Genomic DNA, 16,601 nt, shown 5'->3' on the forward strand with positions numbered 1-16,601 from the left:
GGGGTGTGGTGGCGGGGGCGCCGGGGCCGTCCAGGGAGACGTCGTCGGCGTAGTAGGTGCCCTGGCCGTACCAGCCGTGCAGGAAGACGGTGGCGCTGGTCTGGGTGGCGCCGGTGGTGAAGGAGAGCGAGAGCTTGCTGTAGGCCCCGCCCGTGGAGGGCGTCCAGGTGCTGGCACCGCCGTCCACCCCGAGGTAGACGTAGGCGCCGTTGACGTAGGACGAGAGGGTGTAGGTGGTGCCGGGTGCCACCGGTACCGTCTGGGTGCACTGGGCGGTGTCGCTCGCGGACGCGGCGCCGGCCAGTGCGTAGCTGCCGCTGTGGGCGTGCCCGGTGACGGCGCTGCCGTTGCTGCAGCTCCAGCCGGCCAGGCCGCTCTCGAAGCCGCCGTTGGACAGGAACTCCCCGGCGTGCGCGGCCGGTGCGAAGCCGATGGCCGCGGCGAGGGTGGCGGCGGCCGCGGTGGCCAGCGCGGTGGCGGCGGCGGTGAGCGGGCGCGGGTGCGGGCGTGGTCTGCGCATGATGCGGTGCTCCTGGGTCGACACGGGCGTGGGGGGGTGTCGGGGAGATGTCCGGAAAGGACTAGACCACTGAACTAGGTATGGACCAATCATGTCAATGGAGCCGGCGCGCTACAGTCCTGGGGATGACCAGGTATGTGGCCCTGCTGCGCGGCATCAACCTCGGCACCCGCAACCGGGTCGCCATGGCGGACCTCCGGGACCTGCTCGGCGGCCTCGGCTACGAGGACGTCAGGACCCATCTGCAGAGCGGCAACGCGGTCTTCGCCGCGCCCGGGCGGACGGACCGGGAGATCGCCGCCGCCGTCGAGCAGGGCATCGCCGCCCGGCTGGGGCTGACCGTGCCGGTGGTGGTGCGCACCGCCGCCGAACTGCGCGCCGTGGTCGACGGCAACCCCATGGACGTACCGGACCCGGCGAAGTTCCTGGTGTCGTTCCTCGCCGCCGACCCCGGCCCCGTGCTGCCGGCCGGGCTCGACCCGGCCGCCTACGCCCCGGAGGAGATGCGCCTCGTGGGACGCCACATCTACCTCAACCTCCCCGATGGGGTGCGCAACGCCAAGCTCCCGCTCCTGCTGGAGAGGCGTCTGGCCGTGCCCGCCACCACCCGCAACTGGAGCACCGTCGTCCGGCTGCTGGCACTGGCCGAGGAGTGACGGTACGTCAGTCCTGACCGCTGTCCGCCTCGAAGCGCACCACCACCGACTTGGAGGTCGGCGTGTTGCTGGTGTCGGCCGTGGAGTCCAGCGGCACCAGGACGTTGGTCTCCGGGTAGTAGGCCGCCGCGCAGCCGCGGGCCGTCGGGTAGTGGACGACGCGGAAGTGCGCGGCGCGCCGCTCCACCCCGTCGCTCCACTCGCTGACGAGGTCGGCGTACGCGCCGTCGTCCAGGCCCAGCTCCCGGGCGTCGTCAGGATTCACCAGCACCACCCGCCGGCCGTCCCTGATCCCGCGGTAACGGTCGTCCAGGCCGTAGACCGTGGTGTTGTACTGGTCGTGGGAGCGCAGGGTCTGCAGCAGCAGCCGGCCCGGCGGCACCTCGGGAGCGGTCAGCGCATTGACGGTGAAGTTGGCCTTCCCGGTGGCGGTGGGGAAGGTGCGGCTGTCACGCGGGCCGTGCGGCAGGGCGAAGCCGCCGGGGGTGCGCACCCGCTCGTTGAAGTCCTCGAACCCCGGGACCACCCGGGCGATCCGGTCGCGGATGGCGTCGTAGGACTCGGCGAAGTCCTCCCACGGCACCTCGTCCTGCGGCCCCAGCACCCGGCGCGCCAGCCGGCAGACGATGGCGACCTCGGAGAGCAGCTGCGCGGAGGGCGGACGGAGCGCGCCGCGCGAGGCGTGCACCATCCCCATGGAGTCCTCCACGGTGACGAACTGCCGGCCCTTGGTGGTGCGGTCCAGGTCGGTGCGCCCGAGGGTCGGCAGGATCAGCGCCCGGACACCGGTCACCACATGCGACCGGTTGAGCTTGGTGGACACATGGACCGTCAGCCGGCAGCGGCGCATGGCCGCCTCGGTGGCCAGGGTGTCGGGGGAGGCCGCGACGAAGTTGCCGCCCATGGCGAAGAAGACCTTCACCCGGCCGTCCCGCATGGCCCGGATGGTGTCCACCGTGTCGTAGCCGTGGTGGCGCGGCGGCTCGAAGCCGAACTCCCGGCCGAGCGCGTCCAGGAAGGCCTCGGCCGGCCGCTCGAAGATCCCCATGGTGCGGTCGCCCTGCACGTTGCTGTGGCCGCGCACCGGGCACACCCCGGCGCCGGGGCGGCCCACGTTGCCGCGCAGCAGCAGGAAGTTCACCACCTCGCGGATGGTGGGCACCGAGTGCTTGTGCTGGGTGAGTCCCATCGCCCAGCAGACGATCACCCTGCGGGAGCCCAGTACCAGCGTGGCCAGCTCACGGATCTGCCGCTCGGGCAGTCCGGTGGCGGCCAGCACGGCGTCCCAGGAGGTGGAGCGGGCGTCCTCGGCCCACTCCTCGAAGCCCAGGCAGTGCTCCGCGATGAAGTCCCGGTCCAGGACCGTCCCGGGGTTCTCGTCCTCCGCCTCCAGCAGCAGCAGGTTGAGCGCGCGGAACAGTGCCAGGTCACCGCCCAGCCGGATCTGCAGGAAGAGGTCGTTCAGCCGGGTGCCGCCGCCGACCAGGCCCCTCGGGGTCTGCGGGTTCTTGAACCGCTCAAGGCCCGCCTCCGGCAGCGGGTTGACGCTGACGATCCTGGCGCCCGCCCGCTTGGCGCGCTCCAGCGCGGAGAGCATCCGGGGGTGGTTGGTGCCGGGGTTCTGCCCGGCGACGATGATCAGGTCGGCCTGGTGGAGGTCCTTGAGACGGACGCTGCCCTTGCCCACCCCCAGCGTCTCCACCAGCGCCGAGCCGGAGGACTCATGGCACATGTTGGAGCAGTCGGGGAGGTTGTTGGTCCCCAGCCTGCGGGCGAGCAGCTGGTAGACGAAGGCGGCCTCGTTGCCGGTGCGCCCGGAGGTGTAGAAGGCGGCCTCGTCGGCCGAGCCGAGCGCGCCCAGCTCCTCGGCGACGATGCCGAAGGCGCGGTCCCAACTGATCGGGACGTAGTGGTCGGTGCCCTCGTCCAGCAGCAGCGGCTCGGTCAGCCGGCCCTGCTGCCCCAGCCAGTAACCGGACCGGCCGGCCAGCTCGGACAGCGGGTGCGCCGCGAAGAACTCCCGCCCGATCCGCCGTTCGGTGGCCTCCTCCGCGACCGCCTTGGCGCCGTTCTCGCAGAACTCCGCGACATGCGGCCGGTCCGGCTCGGGCCAGGCGCAGCCGGGGCAGTCGAAGCCGTCGGGCTGGTTGACCCTGCGCAGGGTGGCGAGCGTACGCCGGGCGCTCATCTGCGCCCCGGCGGTCCGCAGGCTCTGGACGACGGCGGGGATGCCCGCTGCGGCGTGCTGGGGCGCGCCGACCTCCGGCGCATCCTGCGCCGGATCGCTCTCGGGAGCCCGCCTGGCCATCTCGCCCACCTCCGGTCCGCCGGTGCGGGCCGCGCCGCCGCACCTGACCCGGTCATCCTCCCACCCGGGCGCCGAGCATGCGGGCCCCGGTGCGGACCTGCCGGCGCGGTCGTCACCGGGCGGCCGCGGGGCGCCGCTCCCACCGGTCTCTCAAGCAGCGCTCAGCGTTCGGTCAGGGAAGCCGCGTACCGTGAGGAACGCAGGCCGGAACCGACCCCCTGGGCTCCGCGTCTGCCTTCCCGCGGCCGGCATCCCCCCAGGGCCGCGCGGACGGATCCGGCCCCTGTCGGAGCCGTCGGACACCCGGCGGACGGCAGGGGCCGGGCCGAGCCGTTCCGGGCCACCCGCATCGGTTGTAGCCGTACCGGCCGCCGACCGCCACAATGGACGGACGTCCGCGGTGGGGATCAAGGGAGGTGGGCCGGTGTCGGTCACGGACGAGGCCATCACCCGGATCCGGGAGATGATCGCCTCCGGCCGGCTGCGTCCGGGCGACCGGCTTCCCAGGGAGGCCGACCTGGCCGCGATGCTGGGCCTCTCCCGCAACTCGCTGCGTGAGGCGGTCCGTGCGCTGTCGCTGATCCATGTGCTGGACGTCCGGCAGGGGGACGGCACCTACGTCACCGGCCTGGAGCCCGAGCGGCTGCTGGAGGCGGTGGGCTTCATGGTGGAGCTGCGCCACGGCGGTTCACTGCTGGAGGTGCTGGAGGTCCGCCGGATGCTGGAGCCCGCCGCGACCGCCACCGCGGCCCTGCGGGCCACCCCGGAGCAGCTCGCCGGCCTGGAGGAGCTGCAGCGCCGGGCGGAGGCCGCCACCACGGTGGAGGAGCTGGTGGAGTGCGATCTGGACTTCCACCGGGGCATCGTGGCCGCCGCCGGAAACTCGGTGCTCAGCGGGCTGCTGGCCCAGATCGGCTCCCCCACGGTCCGCGCCCGGGTCTGGCGGGGCCTCACCGACGAGGGTGCCCTGGCCCGTACCCTCGCCGAGCACCGGGCGATCCTGGACGCCCTGCGGGCCCGCCGCGCCGACCTGGCACAGGCCCATGCGCTGGTGCACATCGCCGGGGTGGAGGAGTGGCTGCGTTCCTCGATCGACCCCGCCGACCCGGCCGACCCGGCCGATCAGGCCGGCGGCTGACCTCCGGCCGGTCGTTCCCGGACCACCTCCGGCCTGCGGTGGACACCGGCTGGCCAGGGCCGTCCGTCCCCTGGTAGACATCGGAGGTATCTCTCCATGCGTTCTCCAACACCAGGCGGTGACGGCACATGAGGCTTCTGCGGGTCGGCCCTCCCGGGGCGGAGCGCCCCGTCGTTCTTGACGCGGACGGTTCCGCCTTCGACCTGTCGGGGATCACCCCCGACATCGACGGCGCCTTCCTCGCCGGGCTGGACGTGGCGGAGCTCGCCCGCCGGATCCGTGAGGGGGCCCTACCGGCCGCCGACATCGCCGGTGAGCGGCTGGGCCCGCCGGTCGCCCGCCCCGGCAAGGTGGTCTGCATCGGCCTCAACTACCGCGACCACGCCGCCGAGACCGGCGCCGAGCCGCCCCGTGAGCCCGTCGTCTTCATGAAGGCGGTCAACACCGTCGTCGGCCCCGACGACGAGGTGCTGGTCCCGCGCCGCAGCACCCGCACCGACTACGAGGTCGAGCTCGCCGTGGTGATCGGCCGCACCGCCCGCTATCTGGAGACACCCGAGGACGCGCACGCCTGCGTCGCCGGGTACGCGGTCGCCAACGACGTCTCGGAGCGGGAGTTCCAGCTGGAGCGCGGCGGCACCTGGGACAAGGGCAAGTCCTGCGAGACCTTCAACCCGCTGGGCCCCTGGCTGGTCACCGCGGACGAGGTCGCCGACCCGCAGCGGCTGGCGCTGCGGCTGTGGGTCAACGGGGAGCCGCGGCAGGACGGCAACACCGCGGACATGATCTTCACGGTGCGTCAGATCGTGCACTATCTGAGCCAGTTCATGGTGCTGGAGCCCGGCGACATCGTGAACACCGGAACCCCGGCCGGAGTCGCCATGGGCCGTCCCGGCACCCCCTACCTCCAGCCCGGTGACGTCATGGAGCTGGAGATCGAAGGCCTCGGCCGTCAGCGCCAGACCCTCGGCAAGGCCTGACCGGGGGCACTCCGCCGTCCGCGGGGCGCTGCTCCGGCCGTACGGTCGGCGCTCCGCGGGGCGGACCCCGCGCAGCGCGCGTCCCGGGCCGTCAGGGGCAGCGCCCACCGGGTGCGGCCAGGGCTCCCGCCGCGCCGCTCAGCGCGGCGCCGTGTCCGCTGCGCCGGCGGATCGCAGCAGCAGGGCGGCCACCCCGGTGGACGGGCCGTCCGCGGTCTCCAGCGCGAGCATCGCCGAGAGCGCCCCGGCGGTCTGGGCGTCGTGCAGTGCGGTGACGGCGAACATGGCGGTGAACTGGTCCACCAGCCAGTCCCGCAGCTCCTCCCGGGGGATCCGCCGGCCCTCGTCGAGCCAGGTGAGGGCGGAGGCCTCCACCACGGAGATCCAGGACCGCACCAGCAGCGCCAGCCGGGGGCCGGGCTCACGCACCCGCAGATGCCGCATCACATGCCTGAAGGCCGCCCGCCGGACATCGTCCACGATCGCCGAGGTCCGCTCGGTCTCCACCACCGAGCCGCCGCGCAGCAGTGCGCCGTATCCGGCGTCATGCTCGGCCACAAACCCGAAGTAACGATCCAGCACCTGGGCCAGGCGCTGCGTCGGCGACCCGGTGGCGGGCTGGACGAACCGCCGGGTCAGCTCCTGTGCGGCACTGCGCAGCGCCGCCTCGTACAACTGCTGCTTGCCGCCCGCGAAGTAGCGGTACACCAGCGGCCGGGACGCCCCGGCGGCCTCCGCCACGTCGTCCAGCGAGACCTCCTCCGGCGGGCGGGCGGCGAACAACTCCAGGGCGACCGCGATCAGCTGCTCGCGACGCTGCTCCACCGGGAGCCTGCGATAGGCGCCCCGGCGGGGGCGCTCGGCTGCGGGTGCTGCTTCGGCGTGCATGCCCGCCAGCCTAACGGCCGTCACCGACACGGCTCAGGCGAGCAGTCCGGACCGCCGCCAGGCACGGGTCGCCGGACCGGCCAGCACGCCGATCTCGTCCAGGAAGGTGGTGAGCCGCTGCGCCGACCACTGCAGGGTGGCCCGGCGGTGCTCACTGCTCCTGGCCTGCTCCAGCGCGACCTTGGGGTTCAGGCCGACCTCCGCGTACACCCGGGGGCTGATCAGCGAGCGGGCGATGACCACCGCGGCCTCGCCGGAGGACAGCCGGGTCCAGTGCCGCTCCCAGGCCGGGCAGTCGGTCATCTGGCGGCGCAGCTCCTCACGGGCGTAGCGCACATGCCGTGACTCCTCGACCACATGGATCCGGGTCACCCCGCGGACCAGCGGCTGGATCGTCTCGTCCGGGAAGGTCTGCCGCTGCATCTGGTCGAGGATCTCCTCCACCAGCAGGGTCGCGGTGAAGGCGCCCGGGGTGGTGGCGACGGTCTTCAGCACCCGGCCGAGGAAGTGGGTGAGCCCGGTCGGCCGGTAGACGGGGGTGCCGAGCTTCTGGATCAGCCGGGCGAACATCTTGGAGTGGCGGCACTCGTCGGCCATCTCGGTGAGCGCGTAGCGGACATGGCGGCTGGTGGGGTCGAGGTCGTAGATGTGCCGGGTGAGCAGCTGCATCAGGATGATTTCGAACCAGATGCCGGCGCCCGCCAGGCTGGCCGCCTCGTGCCGGGAGAGCTCGATCCGCTGCTGCTCGCTCATCCGCTCCCAGAGCGGAGTGTCATAGAGGGAGACCAGCCGTTCCGGCAGGAACCACTTGCCCTCCTCCAGCGGGGCGTCCCAGTCCAGGTCGGTGTCCGGGTCGAAGGAGTGCCGGTCGGAGGCCGCCAGCAGCCGCTCGGCGACCTGCTCCCGGTCGGTCAGCTCGCCCAGCGCGTCCCGCATCGCGGTCGCCGCCGCCACCGCGCGGTCCGCGTCCGGACTCTCGAGGGCCCTCATGCCCATGGCTCGATCCCCTCATCTGTGCCAGGGCCGCCGGGGCGGCGGCTCCTCCGCCTTATAAGACTCTCTGTCAGTAGGATCGTCAACCCCTCTGCGGCCACTTCCGGTTCACCTGGCGGCCCGGCCGTACCACGTGGCCGCCGCAGCACGTACGCTGCCGAAGGTGACCACCGCTGCCCATCGCCCCGTCCGCTGGGGCATCCTCGCCACCGGCGGCATAGCCGCCTCCTTCGCCGACGACCTGCGCCTGCTCCCCGACGACGCCGAGCTCGCCGCCGTGGGATCCCGCTCCACGGAGTCCGCCCGCCGCTTCGCCGACCGCCATGGGGCGGCCCGCGCCTACGGCACCTGGCAGGACCTGGCCGACGACCCCGACATCGATGTCGTCTACATCGCCACCCCGCACTCCGCCCACCACGCCGCGACCGCCCTCTGCCTGGAGGCCGGCAAGGCGGTGCTCTGCGAGAAGCCCTTCACCCTCAACCTCGCCCAGGCACAGGACCTCGTCACCCTCGCCCGCAAGCGCGAGCTGTTCCTGATGGAGGCCATGTGGATGTACGTCGACCCCACCGTGCGCCGCATCCAGGAACTGGTCGCCGACGGCGCCATCGGTGAGGTCCGCTCCGTCCACGCCGACTTCGGCATCGCCGTGCCCTACCAGGCGGCCCACCGGCTGCACGACCCCGCTCAGGGCGGCGGCGCCCTGCTGGACCTCGGCGTCTACCCGGTCGCCTTCGCCCAGCTCTTCCTCGGCGCACCCACCTCCGTCTCCGCCTGGGCCGCCCTCAACCCCCAGGGGGTGGACGAGAACACCGGCATCCTGCTCGGCTACGACACCGGCGCGGTGGCCAACCTCTCCTGCTCGCTGACCACCGCCACCTCCCAGTACGCGGCCGTCAACGGCACCCGCGGCAGGATCGTCGTCGCCCGGGACTTCTTCCACCCCGACGCCTTCGTGCTGCACCGCGACGGCCACGAGCCGGAGACCGTCACGCTGCCCAAGGCCCCGGGCAACGGCTACACCCACGAGGCCCTCGAAGTGATGCGCTGCCTGCAGGCCGGGGCCACCGAGTCGGACCTGGTACCGCTGGACGGCACCCTCTCCCTGATGGCCACCCTGGACACCGTCCGCGACCGCATCGGGCTGCGCTACCCCGACGAGTGAGCCGCGGCCAGCAGCGGACCCGGTGACGCCCCCTTCGGCAAAGGGCAGCGCCACCGGGTCCGCTGCGCCAGGATGACGGGATGGCCGAACAAGCGACCACCCCAGCCGACGGGGCAACCCCCCGCCGCATCGCCGATGCCTACGTCCATGCGCTCGCCGACCTCGATCCGTCGCTCGCCACCTATCTCGGGCTCGACCCCGCCGACGACCGCCTTCCCGACCTGTCCCCCGACGGCCTGGCGGCCACCGCCGCACTGGCCCGCCGCACCCTCGCCGAACTCGCCACCGCGCAGACGGCCGCCGGTGGCGATCCCGCCGAGGCGCGCTGCGCCCGGCTGCTCCGCGAGCGGCTGACCGCCCATCTCGCCCTGCACGACACGGGCGAGGAGCTGCGCGCCGTGCGCAACCTGGGCTCCCCGCTGCACGACCTGCGCGCCGTCTTCACCCTGATGCCGACCGCCGAGGAGGACGACTGGGCGGTGATCGCCCGTCGGATGGCCCGTCTGCCCCGGGCGCTGGAGGGCTACCGGGCGACGCTCGCCGAGGGCGTCCGCCGCGGACTGCTCTCCGGTCCGCGGCAGGTCTCCACCGTGGTCGGGCAGCTCGCCGAGTGGCTGGACTCCGGAGCGGGCCGCAGCTGGTTCGCCGATGTCGCCGCCGGCGGCCCCGAGACACTGCGGGCGGAGCTGGACGGCGCCGCGGCCGCGGCCACCGAGGCGCTGGCCGGCCTTCGCGACTGGCTCCGCGACAGCTACGCCCCCGCGGTGGCCACCACCGCGGACACCGTGGGACGGGAGCGCTACGCCCGTCTGGTCCGCTACTGGACCGGAGCCGAACCGGACCTGGACGAGGCGTTCGGCTGGGCCTGGAGCGAGTTCCACCGGCTGGACGCAGAGATGCGGGCGGAGGCGGACAGGGTCCTGCCGGGTGCGTCCCCGCTGGAGGCCATGGAGCACCTGGAGGAGCACGGTCCGGCGATCGAGGGGGCCGAGGCGGCCAGGGAGTGGCTCCAGGGGCTGATGGACCAGGCGATCCAGGACCTCCAGGGCAGCCACTTCGACCTCGCGGAGCCCCTGCTGCGGGTGGAGTCCATGCTGGCTCCGCCCGGCAGTGCCGCGGCTCCCTACTACACCGCGCCGTCGCTGGACTTCTCCCGCCCGGGCCGCACCTGGCTGCCCACCCGCGGCCGCGACCGCTTCCCCACCTGGGACCTGGTCTCCACCTGGTACCACGAAGGCGTTCCCGGCCATCATCTCCAGCACGGGCAGTGGAAGTACGTCGCCGACTCCCTCTCCACCTACCAGACCACCCTGGGCAGGATCAGCGCCAACACCGAGGGCTGGGCGCTGTACGCCGAGCGCCTGATGGACGAGCTGGGCCGGCTGACCGACCCGGGTGCGCGCCTCGGCTATCTCAACGCCCAGATGCTGCGGATACTCCGGGTGGTCGGAGACATCGGCATGCATCTCGGGCTGGCCTTCCCGGCCGACTCCCCGTACCGGCCCGGAGAGGCGATGACGCCGCAGGCCACCCGGGAGTTCTTCGGCCGCCACTGCGGACTGGCGCCGGACTTCCTGGACAGTGAGCTGGTCCGCTATCTGGGGATGCCGGGCCAGGCCATCACCTACAAGCTGGGTGAGCGCGCCTGGCTGCGGGGCCGCGAGGCCGCCAGGGCGGCGCACGGCGCGGGCTTCGACCTCAAGGCGTGGCACATGGCCGCGCTCTCCCAGGGGTCGCTGGGGCTGGACGACCTGGTGGACGAGCTGTCCCGGCTCTGAGCCGGAGGTCAACGGGGCGCGCGGCGGCCACGGCGGGATCCGCCGCGGCCGGCCGCCCCGGGGCTGCGGCGCAGGCAACGGAACGGCCGGGCCCGTCCGCCGGCCTCAGCCGGCCGCTGTCTCCGGGCGGCCGTCGTCGCAGACCAGCACCGATGCGCCGGCGAGCATCTCGCGGCGGCCCTCGCCGCGGCGCAGGGCCGCCAGGCACTCCTGGAGCCGGTGCATCTCCTGCCGGGTCAGCAGTGCGGCCACCAGGTCCAGCGCCCGGGGCCCGTCGGGGACCGGGTCGTCGGGGAGCAGCACAACCACGGCGCCGGTCCCGGGCCGGCGGGCCACTGCGGCGGCCGCGCAGCCGCGCACGCCGTGCACCACCGTCAGACGTGTCCGGACGGGCCGCCGTTCGGTCGTCACAGGTCCCCCCACAGCCCGGCGGGTCCGCGGCTCTCACCGACCCCGGGGCAGAAGGCGACGATAGGCACGGGCCCGGTCCGCGGTCGCGGTGCGGACGGCGATATCCCCCATCGACGGCCCGTACTTCCTCAATTGTGACGAGATCCGCGGTGCCAGGCGCCCGGGACGGGGCGCCGGGATCCGGCGGCGGGGCGCCCTGTCGGTCAGCTGCCCCGCCGGTCAGCCGCCGCGCCGCAGCAGCGACTCCACCAGCGCGGCCACATGGCGGCGGTCCTCCATGGAGAGCTGCTTGAGGCTGGCGATCAGCACATCGACCTCGGGGTCGCGCGCCTCGTCGGCGTAGAGGTGGATCCCGCAGGCCTCGGCCGCGGCGCCGCGCACCGCGTCCAGGGGGAGTTCCAGCCCGCGGGCCAGCCCCTCCAGGGTGGCCGGCTGGGGCATCCGGCGGATGGCCTCCATGGTGGCCAGGTGGTGCACCGTCGAGCGTGGGACGCCGCCGCGCCGCGCCACGTCGCCGTACGACCAGCCGTGACGCTCCAGTCGTTCCCGGATCAGCTCCTGCAACGCATTGGCCACTGGTGGTCGCTTCCTGCTCGGGCTCACGGCCGGCCCAGTCTATGGCCGGGCGTCTTGCGCCGGATCGGCCGGGCACCCCGTGGGGGGAGCGACCGGACGTCCGCCGGGGGCCCGGGTGCGGCCGGTGACGTCGCTCGCTGTTACAGGTCTGTTGCACAGAGCTGCCGGAATCGGCTTGCGGCGTCCGGCCGGGCCCGACTACTGTCCAATCTCGTCGGACAGGACGTCCGAACGGATCGGACAGTCTCGGGGGGGTTCCTGAGCGGTCCGGACCGAAATCTGCCTATCCCTGAGGGGGAGAAGACCATGCTCGACCCGCGTGAGCTCGACGCCGAGTCCGCCGACCTGCTGCCCGGCCGTGAGGCCCTCACCAAGTTCAGCCTGAACATCACCAAGGCGCTCAACGTCACCAAGCACGTGGCCAACGTGAGTGCGGAGAACAGCTCCCAGGCCGTCAACCAGTGGTCGCCCGCCGCCGTGGCGCAGGCCTCCGCCGGACAGTCGATCAGCATCAAGCAGTGACGCTGCGTCAGGCCGTCGCCTGACCGCGGACCGCACCCCGTACGGAACCACCCCCCGGCGGCGCACACCCCGCCGGGGGAGCACGCAAGGAGACAACCATGTCCATGAACATCGACGAGCTGGCCGCCGAGTCCGCCGACCTGCTGCCCGGTCGCGAGGCGCTCACCAAGTTCAGCCTGAACTTCACCAAGACGGTCAACGTCACCAAGCACGTGGCCAATGTCGCCGCCTCCAACGAGTCGCTGGCGCTGAACGACCACTCGCCGTTCGCCGTCGCCCAGTCCGCGGCGAACCAGTCCATCTCCATCAGCCAGTAAGACGCACCATCCGCGGTGGCGGGGGCGAGGCAGGAGTCGCCCCCGCCACCGCGGCGCGCACCGGCCCGCGGGGGAGCGGGCCCAGGGGGAGGACAGCCATGACCGCGCTCGAGGACCAGGGCGGGAGCCCGGGGCCGCAGCAGTACGCCTGGTACACCTATGAAGCCCTGGCTCCGCAGGCGGAGCCCGAACCGGAGCCCGAGGACGACGCACTGCCGCCCCGCCTCAGCGCCGGCCTGAAACTGCACGGCGAGTACCGGGGATCCGGTTTCGCCGAGCCCCGCTACATCGCCCGGCGCGGCGACGGGCAGGTGGTCCAGCTCACCCGGCTGCTCTATCTGGTGGCCTGCGCCGTGGACGGCGTCCGCGACCGCGAGCGCATCGCCTTCCGGGTGAGCGCCGAGTTCGGCCGCGAGGTCAGCGCGGACAACATCGCCTATCTGCTGGAGAACAAGCTCCAGCCGCTGGGCGTCACCGTCCCGCCCGGTCAGGAGGACGACCAGGTCGACGCCCCCAGGACCGACCTGCTGCTCAGCCTCAAGGGCCACAAGGTCCTCTTCAACGAGCGCCGGGTCGCCCGGATCTCGCGCTCGCTCTCCTGGCTGCACCGGCCGCCCGCGGTGGCCGCCGCGCTGCTCGCCGCAGCCGGGCTGGACGTCTGGTTCTTCGGCTGGTTCGGCGCCATGACCCCGGTGCTGCACACCCTGGAGCAGCCCGTGCTGCTGCTGGTGGTGCTGGGGCTGACGGTGGCCTCGATGGTCTTCCACGAGTTCGGCCACGCCTCGGCCTGCCGGTACGGGGGCGCCCACCCGGGGTGCATCGGATGCGGGCTCTATCTGATCTGGCCGGCCATGTACACCGACGTCACCGACGTCTACCGGCTCGGCCGCGGCGGCCGCATCCGGACCGACCTGGGCGGCATCTACTTCAATGTGGTCTTCATCCTGGGCCTCTTCGGAAGCTACTTCCTGACCGGGCAGCAGGTCTTCCTCGCAGCGGCCTATCTGGCCCACTTCGAGGTGCTGGAACAGCTGATGCCCGCACTGCGGCTGGACGGCTACTACATCCTCGGGGACCTGGCCGGCGTCCCCGACCTCTTCGGCAAGATCAAACCGATCCTGCTGAGCATGGTCCCCGGTCGCCCGGTGCAGCGCGAGGTCGCCGACCTCAAGCGTTCCGCGAGGGTGGTGGTCACCGCCTGGGTGCTGATGATGGTCCCCCTGGTCGTCGGAGAGCTCTCCTACGCCCTGTGGAACCTGCCGCGCATCCTCTCCACCGCACAGCGGTCCCTCACCGACCAGATCACCGGGACCGCCGCCGCCTTCCGGCAGGGGGCCGTCGCCGAATCCGTCCTCGGCGTCGTGGGCTCCGTGCTGCTCATCCTGCCCATGGGAGGCATCGCCTATCTGGTGGTGCGGGTGGGGCACCGGCTGATCCGCTCGGCGGGCCGTGCCACCGTGGGACGGCCCGCGGCCAGGATCGGGCTGCTGGTGGGCATCGGCTGCGTGGGCGCGGTCCTGGTGGGCGCCTGGACCCATGGCCTCACCCCCAAGCCGCTGCCGCCCGCCGCCCCCATGATCCCGGCGCTGCAACCCAACCTCCCCAGCCGTCCGGCACCCAGCACCCCGGGCACGGCGCCCGGGCACGGCCGCAGCACCGCCCCGGGCCGCATCGAGCAGCACACCGCGACGGCGACTCCGGGACCCTCGGCGGCCACCGCCGCCCCGAGCGGCTCCGCCACCGCCGCGCCCTCGGCCGGCGCCTCGGCGTCCGGGGCGGCCCCCAGCTCCGCGCCGCGTTCCAGCGCCCCGGCGCAGCCCGCGGGCGCCACTCCGCCCCCGGCCGGGACCGGGACCAGCGCTCCGCCCCCGGCGACCGTACCGGCCTCCGAGAGCGCCCAGCCGCCCGTGGAGAGCAGTGCCCCGCCGTCCTCGGACAGCAGTACGCCGCCGGGGACCAGCCCGCCGCCGTCGACCGACACCCCGCCACCGACTGCCACAGCGCAGCCGAGCTGAACCATCGACCACCGCAAACGGAGACAGTCCATGACCCAGACCCACCATCGCAAGGACCGGCCGCAGCGGGCCCAGCAGCTGCTGCGCATCGGCCTGCTGGCCACCGCCGGCCTGGCCGCCGTCGCCACCGCGGCCCCGGCGGAGGCCGTGACCGGCCCCGCCCCCGCCTCCTCCGGGCTCACCATGCCCGAGGTGCATGTCACGGTGGACGGGGCGATCAGCAACGCCAACCGGGTCCACACCCGGGACTTCCGAGCCTCGCTCACCGTCCACGAGTTCGGCGACACGGTCGGCGCGGGCGTGGTCAACCAGGCTCTGGCCTCCTCCAGCGGCTGCACCGCGGGTGAGCACTGCCGCTCGGTGGCCCTCTCCTTCCAGATCGTCACCATGGGCGGCAGCCACCTCCACCTGGACGCCAGGAACGTCAGCCGGGCGACCAACAACCACTGCACCGGCTGCGAAACCATGGCCGGGGCCTACCAGTTCATCGTGGACACCCCGCAGCCCATCCACCTCAGCAGCGCCGACCGGGCCGCGCTCGCCCACATCCAGCGGGAGCTCCAGTCGCTGCGCGGCACCGGCGACTCGCCCGCGGCCCTCAAGCAGCAGGCGGACGCCCTGGCCGCCCGGGTGGTCGCCGTCCTCAGGTCCGCGGCCGCCCGTACGCCCGCCCATGCGGCGCCCACCAGGGCCGGCTTCTTCGCCTCGCCCACCTCGCCCCGGATCACCGTGCACTCGCTGATGGACGGCTGGCCCTCCTAGAGCCGGAGCGCCCCGGGACGCCGCGCCCCGGTCCCGGTCCGGCGGTCCGGTTCCTGCGCCGGACCAGGGGCTGCGACTACGAGTAACTGTTCGAGTCGCGTACGTGTGCGTCCCGGGGCAGGCTGGTGCCGGGACCGGCGAAGGGCGCCGGCCCCCGCAAGGAGACAAAGATGTCTGCAAAGACCAACCGGGAGAAGACCACCCGGCAGCAGAACGAGAAGGCCGGCCGCCAGGAGTGGCGCAAGAGCAGCCACAGCAATGGCGACTCCACCTGCGTCGAGGTGGCGCCCGCCCCGGACGGCGGCGCATCGATCCGTGACTCCAAGAACCCTCAGGGCGCGGTCCTGACCTTCAGTGCCCGTGAGTGGCAGGCCTTCCTCGACGGTGCCCGGGACGGCGAGTTCAGCCACCGCGCCTGACGCACTGCCGGCCTCCGGCCCCGCCCCGTCCCAGGCGGGGCCGGTCGTCGTCTTCTGGCGGTTCGGTCCCCGCGGGTTCAGTCCCCGCGGGTTCGGTCCCCCGACGCTTCCCCGGCGGTTCAGTCTCCGGCGAAGACCCCGCCGAGCCGCCGCAGGCCCTCGGCGATCTCCTCGGGCGTGTGCGTGGTGAAGGACATCCGCAGCGTCGCGTCGTCGGCCGGACCGGCGAAGAACGGCGCTCCCGGCACATAGGCCACATCGCGTGCCACGGCCTCCCGCAGCAGCGCGGTCGCGTCCATGCCGTCGGGCAGCCGCACCCAGAGGAACATCCCGCCCGCCGGCCGGTTCCAGGAACTGCCCTGCGGCAGCGCGGCGGGCAGGCCGGCGAGCAGGGCGTCGCGGCGCTCCCGGTAGGCGTGGCGCACCCGCTCCAGATGCCCGTCCAGGTCCGTGTCCGCGAGATAGCGCGCGGCAGCAGCCTGGTCGACCGTGGAGGAGTGCAGGTCCGCCGCCTGCTTGGAGATCACGCAGGCGCGGCGCAGCGCGGCCGGCGCACGCAGCCAGCCCAGCCGCATCCCGGGCGCCATGATCTTGGAGAAGCTGCCCAGCAGCACGGTCCGGTCCGCCGCCGCCTCCAGTGAGGCGATCCAGGGCTCCGGCTCCCCGTCGAAGCGCAGCTCGCCGTAGGGGTCGTCCTCCACGATCCACACCCCGTGCCGGGCGGCCACCTCCGCGACCGCCTGCCGCCGCTCCGTGGAGAGCGTACGGCCGGTCGGGTTCTGGAAGTTGGGGATCACATAGAGCAGTTTGGGCTGCTCGCGGACCACCAGTTCCGCCAGCCGCTGCGGGTCGATGCCCTCGTCGTCCGACGGCACCGGAACCACCCGGGCGCCCGCGAAACCGAAGCACTGCAGCGCCGCCAGATAGGTCGGGTCCTCCACCAGCACGACATCGCCGGGTTCCAGCAGCGCCATCGACAGCAGCGTCAGCGCCTGCTGCGAGCCCACGGTGATCAGCAGGTCGTCCGCTGATCCGGCCAGTCCCCGCGCGGAGAGCCGCTCCGCCACGGCGGCCCGCAGCGCCGGGTCCCCCTCGGTCGTCGAGTACTGCAGCACCCGGTGCGGCTCCTCCGCCAGCACCCGGTCGTACGCCG

17 protein-coding genes are annotated in these 16,601 nt (G+C 73.3%); 10 read left to right on the forward strand and 7 right to left on the reverse strand.

Going from position 1 to position 16,601, the window contains the following annotated elements; translation table 11 throughout:
* Positions 1–520, reverse strand: a 520-nt coding sequence (locus AOK09_RS30225; RefSeq protein WP_175609367.1) for a carbohydrate binding domain-containing protein, incomplete at its 3' end; no start/stop codon positions are given.
* 125 nt (positions 521–645) lie between these two features.
* On the opposite strand from AOK09_RS30225, the gene AOK09_RS30230 reads away from it, so the two are divergent.
* Positions 646–1,176: a DUF1697 domain-containing protein gene (locus AOK09_RS30230; protein ID WP_063796117.1), complete on the forward strand. Its 531-nt coding sequence runs from the start codon at positions 646–648 to the stop codon at positions 1,174–1,176.
* Between the two features lie 7 nt (positions 1,177–1,183).
* Here AOK09_RS30230 and AOK09_RS30235 read toward each other — a convergent pair whose 3' ends face one another.
* Positions 1,184–3,484 carry an FdhF/YdeP family oxidoreductase gene (locus tag AOK09_RS30235; RefSeq protein ID WP_055590418.1) on the reverse strand — a complete coding sequence of 767 codons (2,301 nt, stop codon included), beginning with the start codon at positions 3,482–3,484 and terminating at the stop codon, positions 1,184–1,186.
* Between the two features lie 424 nt (positions 3,485–3,908).
* On the opposite strand from AOK09_RS30235, the gene AOK09_RS30240 reads away from it, so the two are divergent.
* Entirely contained in the window at positions 3,909–4,622 is a 714-nt protein-coding gene (locus tag AOK09_RS30240) for a FadR/GntR family transcriptional regulator (RefSeq protein WP_055590419.1), read from the forward strand.
* A 128-nt stretch (positions 4,623–4,750) separates the two neighbouring features.
* The gene (locus AOK09_RS30245) at positions 4,751–5,602 is read left to right on the forward strand and encodes a fumarylacetoacetate hydrolase family protein (RefSeq protein ID WP_055590420.1); all 852 of its coding nucleotides are present in this window, start codon (positions 4,751–4,753) and stop codon (positions 5,600–5,602) included.
* A 138-nt stretch (positions 5,603–5,740) separates the two neighbouring features.
* Here AOK09_RS30245 and AOK09_RS30250 read toward each other — a convergent pair whose 3' ends face one another.
* Both AOK09_RS30250 and AOK09_RS30255 read right to left on the reverse strand, forming a co-directional pair.
* Positions 5,741–6,490 carry a TetR/AcrR family transcriptional regulator gene (locus tag AOK09_RS30250; RefSeq protein ID WP_055590421.1) on the reverse strand — a complete coding sequence of 250 codons (750 nt, stop codon included), beginning with the start codon at positions 6,488–6,490 and terminating at the stop codon, positions 5,741–5,743.
* A gap of 33 nt (positions 6,491–6,523) precedes the next feature.
* Complete coding sequence (locus AOK09_RS30255) at positions 6,524–7,480, reverse strand: AurF N-oxygenase family protein (protein ID WP_055590429.1); 957 nt, start codon at positions 7,478–7,480, stop codon at positions 6,524–6,526.
* A 157-nt stretch (positions 7,481–7,637) separates the two neighbouring features.
* Here AOK09_RS30255 and AOK09_RS30260 point away from each other — a divergent pair, with 157 nt between their 5' ends.
* Positions 7,638–8,648: a Gfo/Idh/MocA family protein gene (locus AOK09_RS30260; protein ID WP_079063557.1), complete on the forward strand. Its 1,011-nt coding sequence runs from the start codon at positions 7,638–7,640 to the stop codon at positions 8,646–8,648.
* An 80-nt stretch (positions 8,649–8,728) separates the two neighbouring features.
* Entirely contained in the window at positions 8,729–10,426 is a 1,698-nt protein-coding gene (locus tag AOK09_RS30265; RefSeq protein ID WP_055590422.1) for a DUF885 domain-containing protein, read from the forward strand.
* 105 nt (positions 10,427–10,531) lie between these two features.
* On the opposite strand, the gene AOK09_RS30270 is transcribed toward AOK09_RS30265, so the two are convergent.
* Together AOK09_RS30270 and AOK09_RS30275 are read right to left on the reverse strand one after the other, a co-directional pair.
* Positions 10,532–10,735, reverse strand: a complete 204-nt coding sequence (locus tag AOK09_RS30270) for a hypothetical protein (RefSeq protein ID WP_157876098.1) — start codon at positions 10,733–10,735, stop codon at positions 10,532–10,534.
* Positions 10,736–11,056: 321 nt separating this feature from the next.
* Positions 11,057–11,413 (reverse strand): helix-turn-helix transcriptional regulator, encoded by a 357-nt coding sequence (locus AOK09_RS30275; RefSeq protein WP_055590424.1) that lies wholly within the window; start codon positions 11,411–11,413, stop codon positions 11,057–11,059.
* A 306-nt stretch (positions 11,414–11,719) separates the two neighbouring features.
* Between AOK09_RS30275 and AOK09_RS30280 the strand changes: the two genes are divergently transcribed.
* From AOK09_RS30280 to AOK09_RS30300, 5 genes are all read left to right on the forward strand, one after another.
* Positions 11,720–11,935: a hypothetical protein gene (locus AOK09_RS30280; protein ID WP_055590425.1), complete on the forward strand. Its 216-nt coding sequence runs from the start codon at positions 11,720–11,722 to the stop codon at positions 11,933–11,935.
* Between the two features lie 98 nt (positions 11,936–12,033).
* Complete coding sequence (locus tag AOK09_RS30285; protein WP_055590426.1) at positions 12,034–12,252, forward strand: hypothetical protein; 219 nt, start codon at positions 12,034–12,036, stop codon at positions 12,250–12,252.
* A 98-nt stretch (positions 12,253–12,350) separates the two neighbouring features.
* Entirely contained in the window at positions 12,351–14,267 is a 1,917-nt protein-coding gene (locus tag AOK09_RS30290; RefSeq protein WP_079063556.1) for a hypothetical protein, read from the forward strand.
* Between the two features lie 30 nt (positions 14,268–14,297).
* Positions 14,298–15,029, forward strand: a complete 732-nt coding sequence (locus AOK09_RS30295) for a beta/alpha barrel domain-containing protein (RefSeq protein ID WP_055590427.1) — start codon at positions 14,298–14,300, stop codon at positions 15,027–15,029.
* A 170-nt stretch (positions 15,030–15,199) separates the two neighbouring features.
* Positions 15,200–15,448 carry a DUF397 domain-containing protein gene (locus tag AOK09_RS30300; RefSeq protein WP_055590428.1) on the forward strand — a complete coding sequence of 83 codons (249 nt, stop codon included), beginning with the start codon at positions 15,200–15,202 and terminating at the stop codon, positions 15,446–15,448.
* 119 nt (positions 15,449–15,567) lie between these two features.
* On the opposite strand, the gene AOK09_RS30305 is transcribed toward AOK09_RS30300, so the two are convergent.
* Positions 15,568–16,601: aminotransferase-like domain-containing protein (locus tag AOK09_RS30305; RefSeq protein ID WP_055590432.1), on the reverse strand; the 1,034-nt coding region annotated here is incomplete at its 5' end.

It is taken from the genome of Peterkaempfera griseoplana (assembly GCF_001418575.1).
Taxonomy (GTDB): domain Bacteria; phylum Actinomycetota; class Actinomycetes; order Streptomycetales; family Streptomycetaceae; genus Peterkaempfera; species Peterkaempfera griseoplana.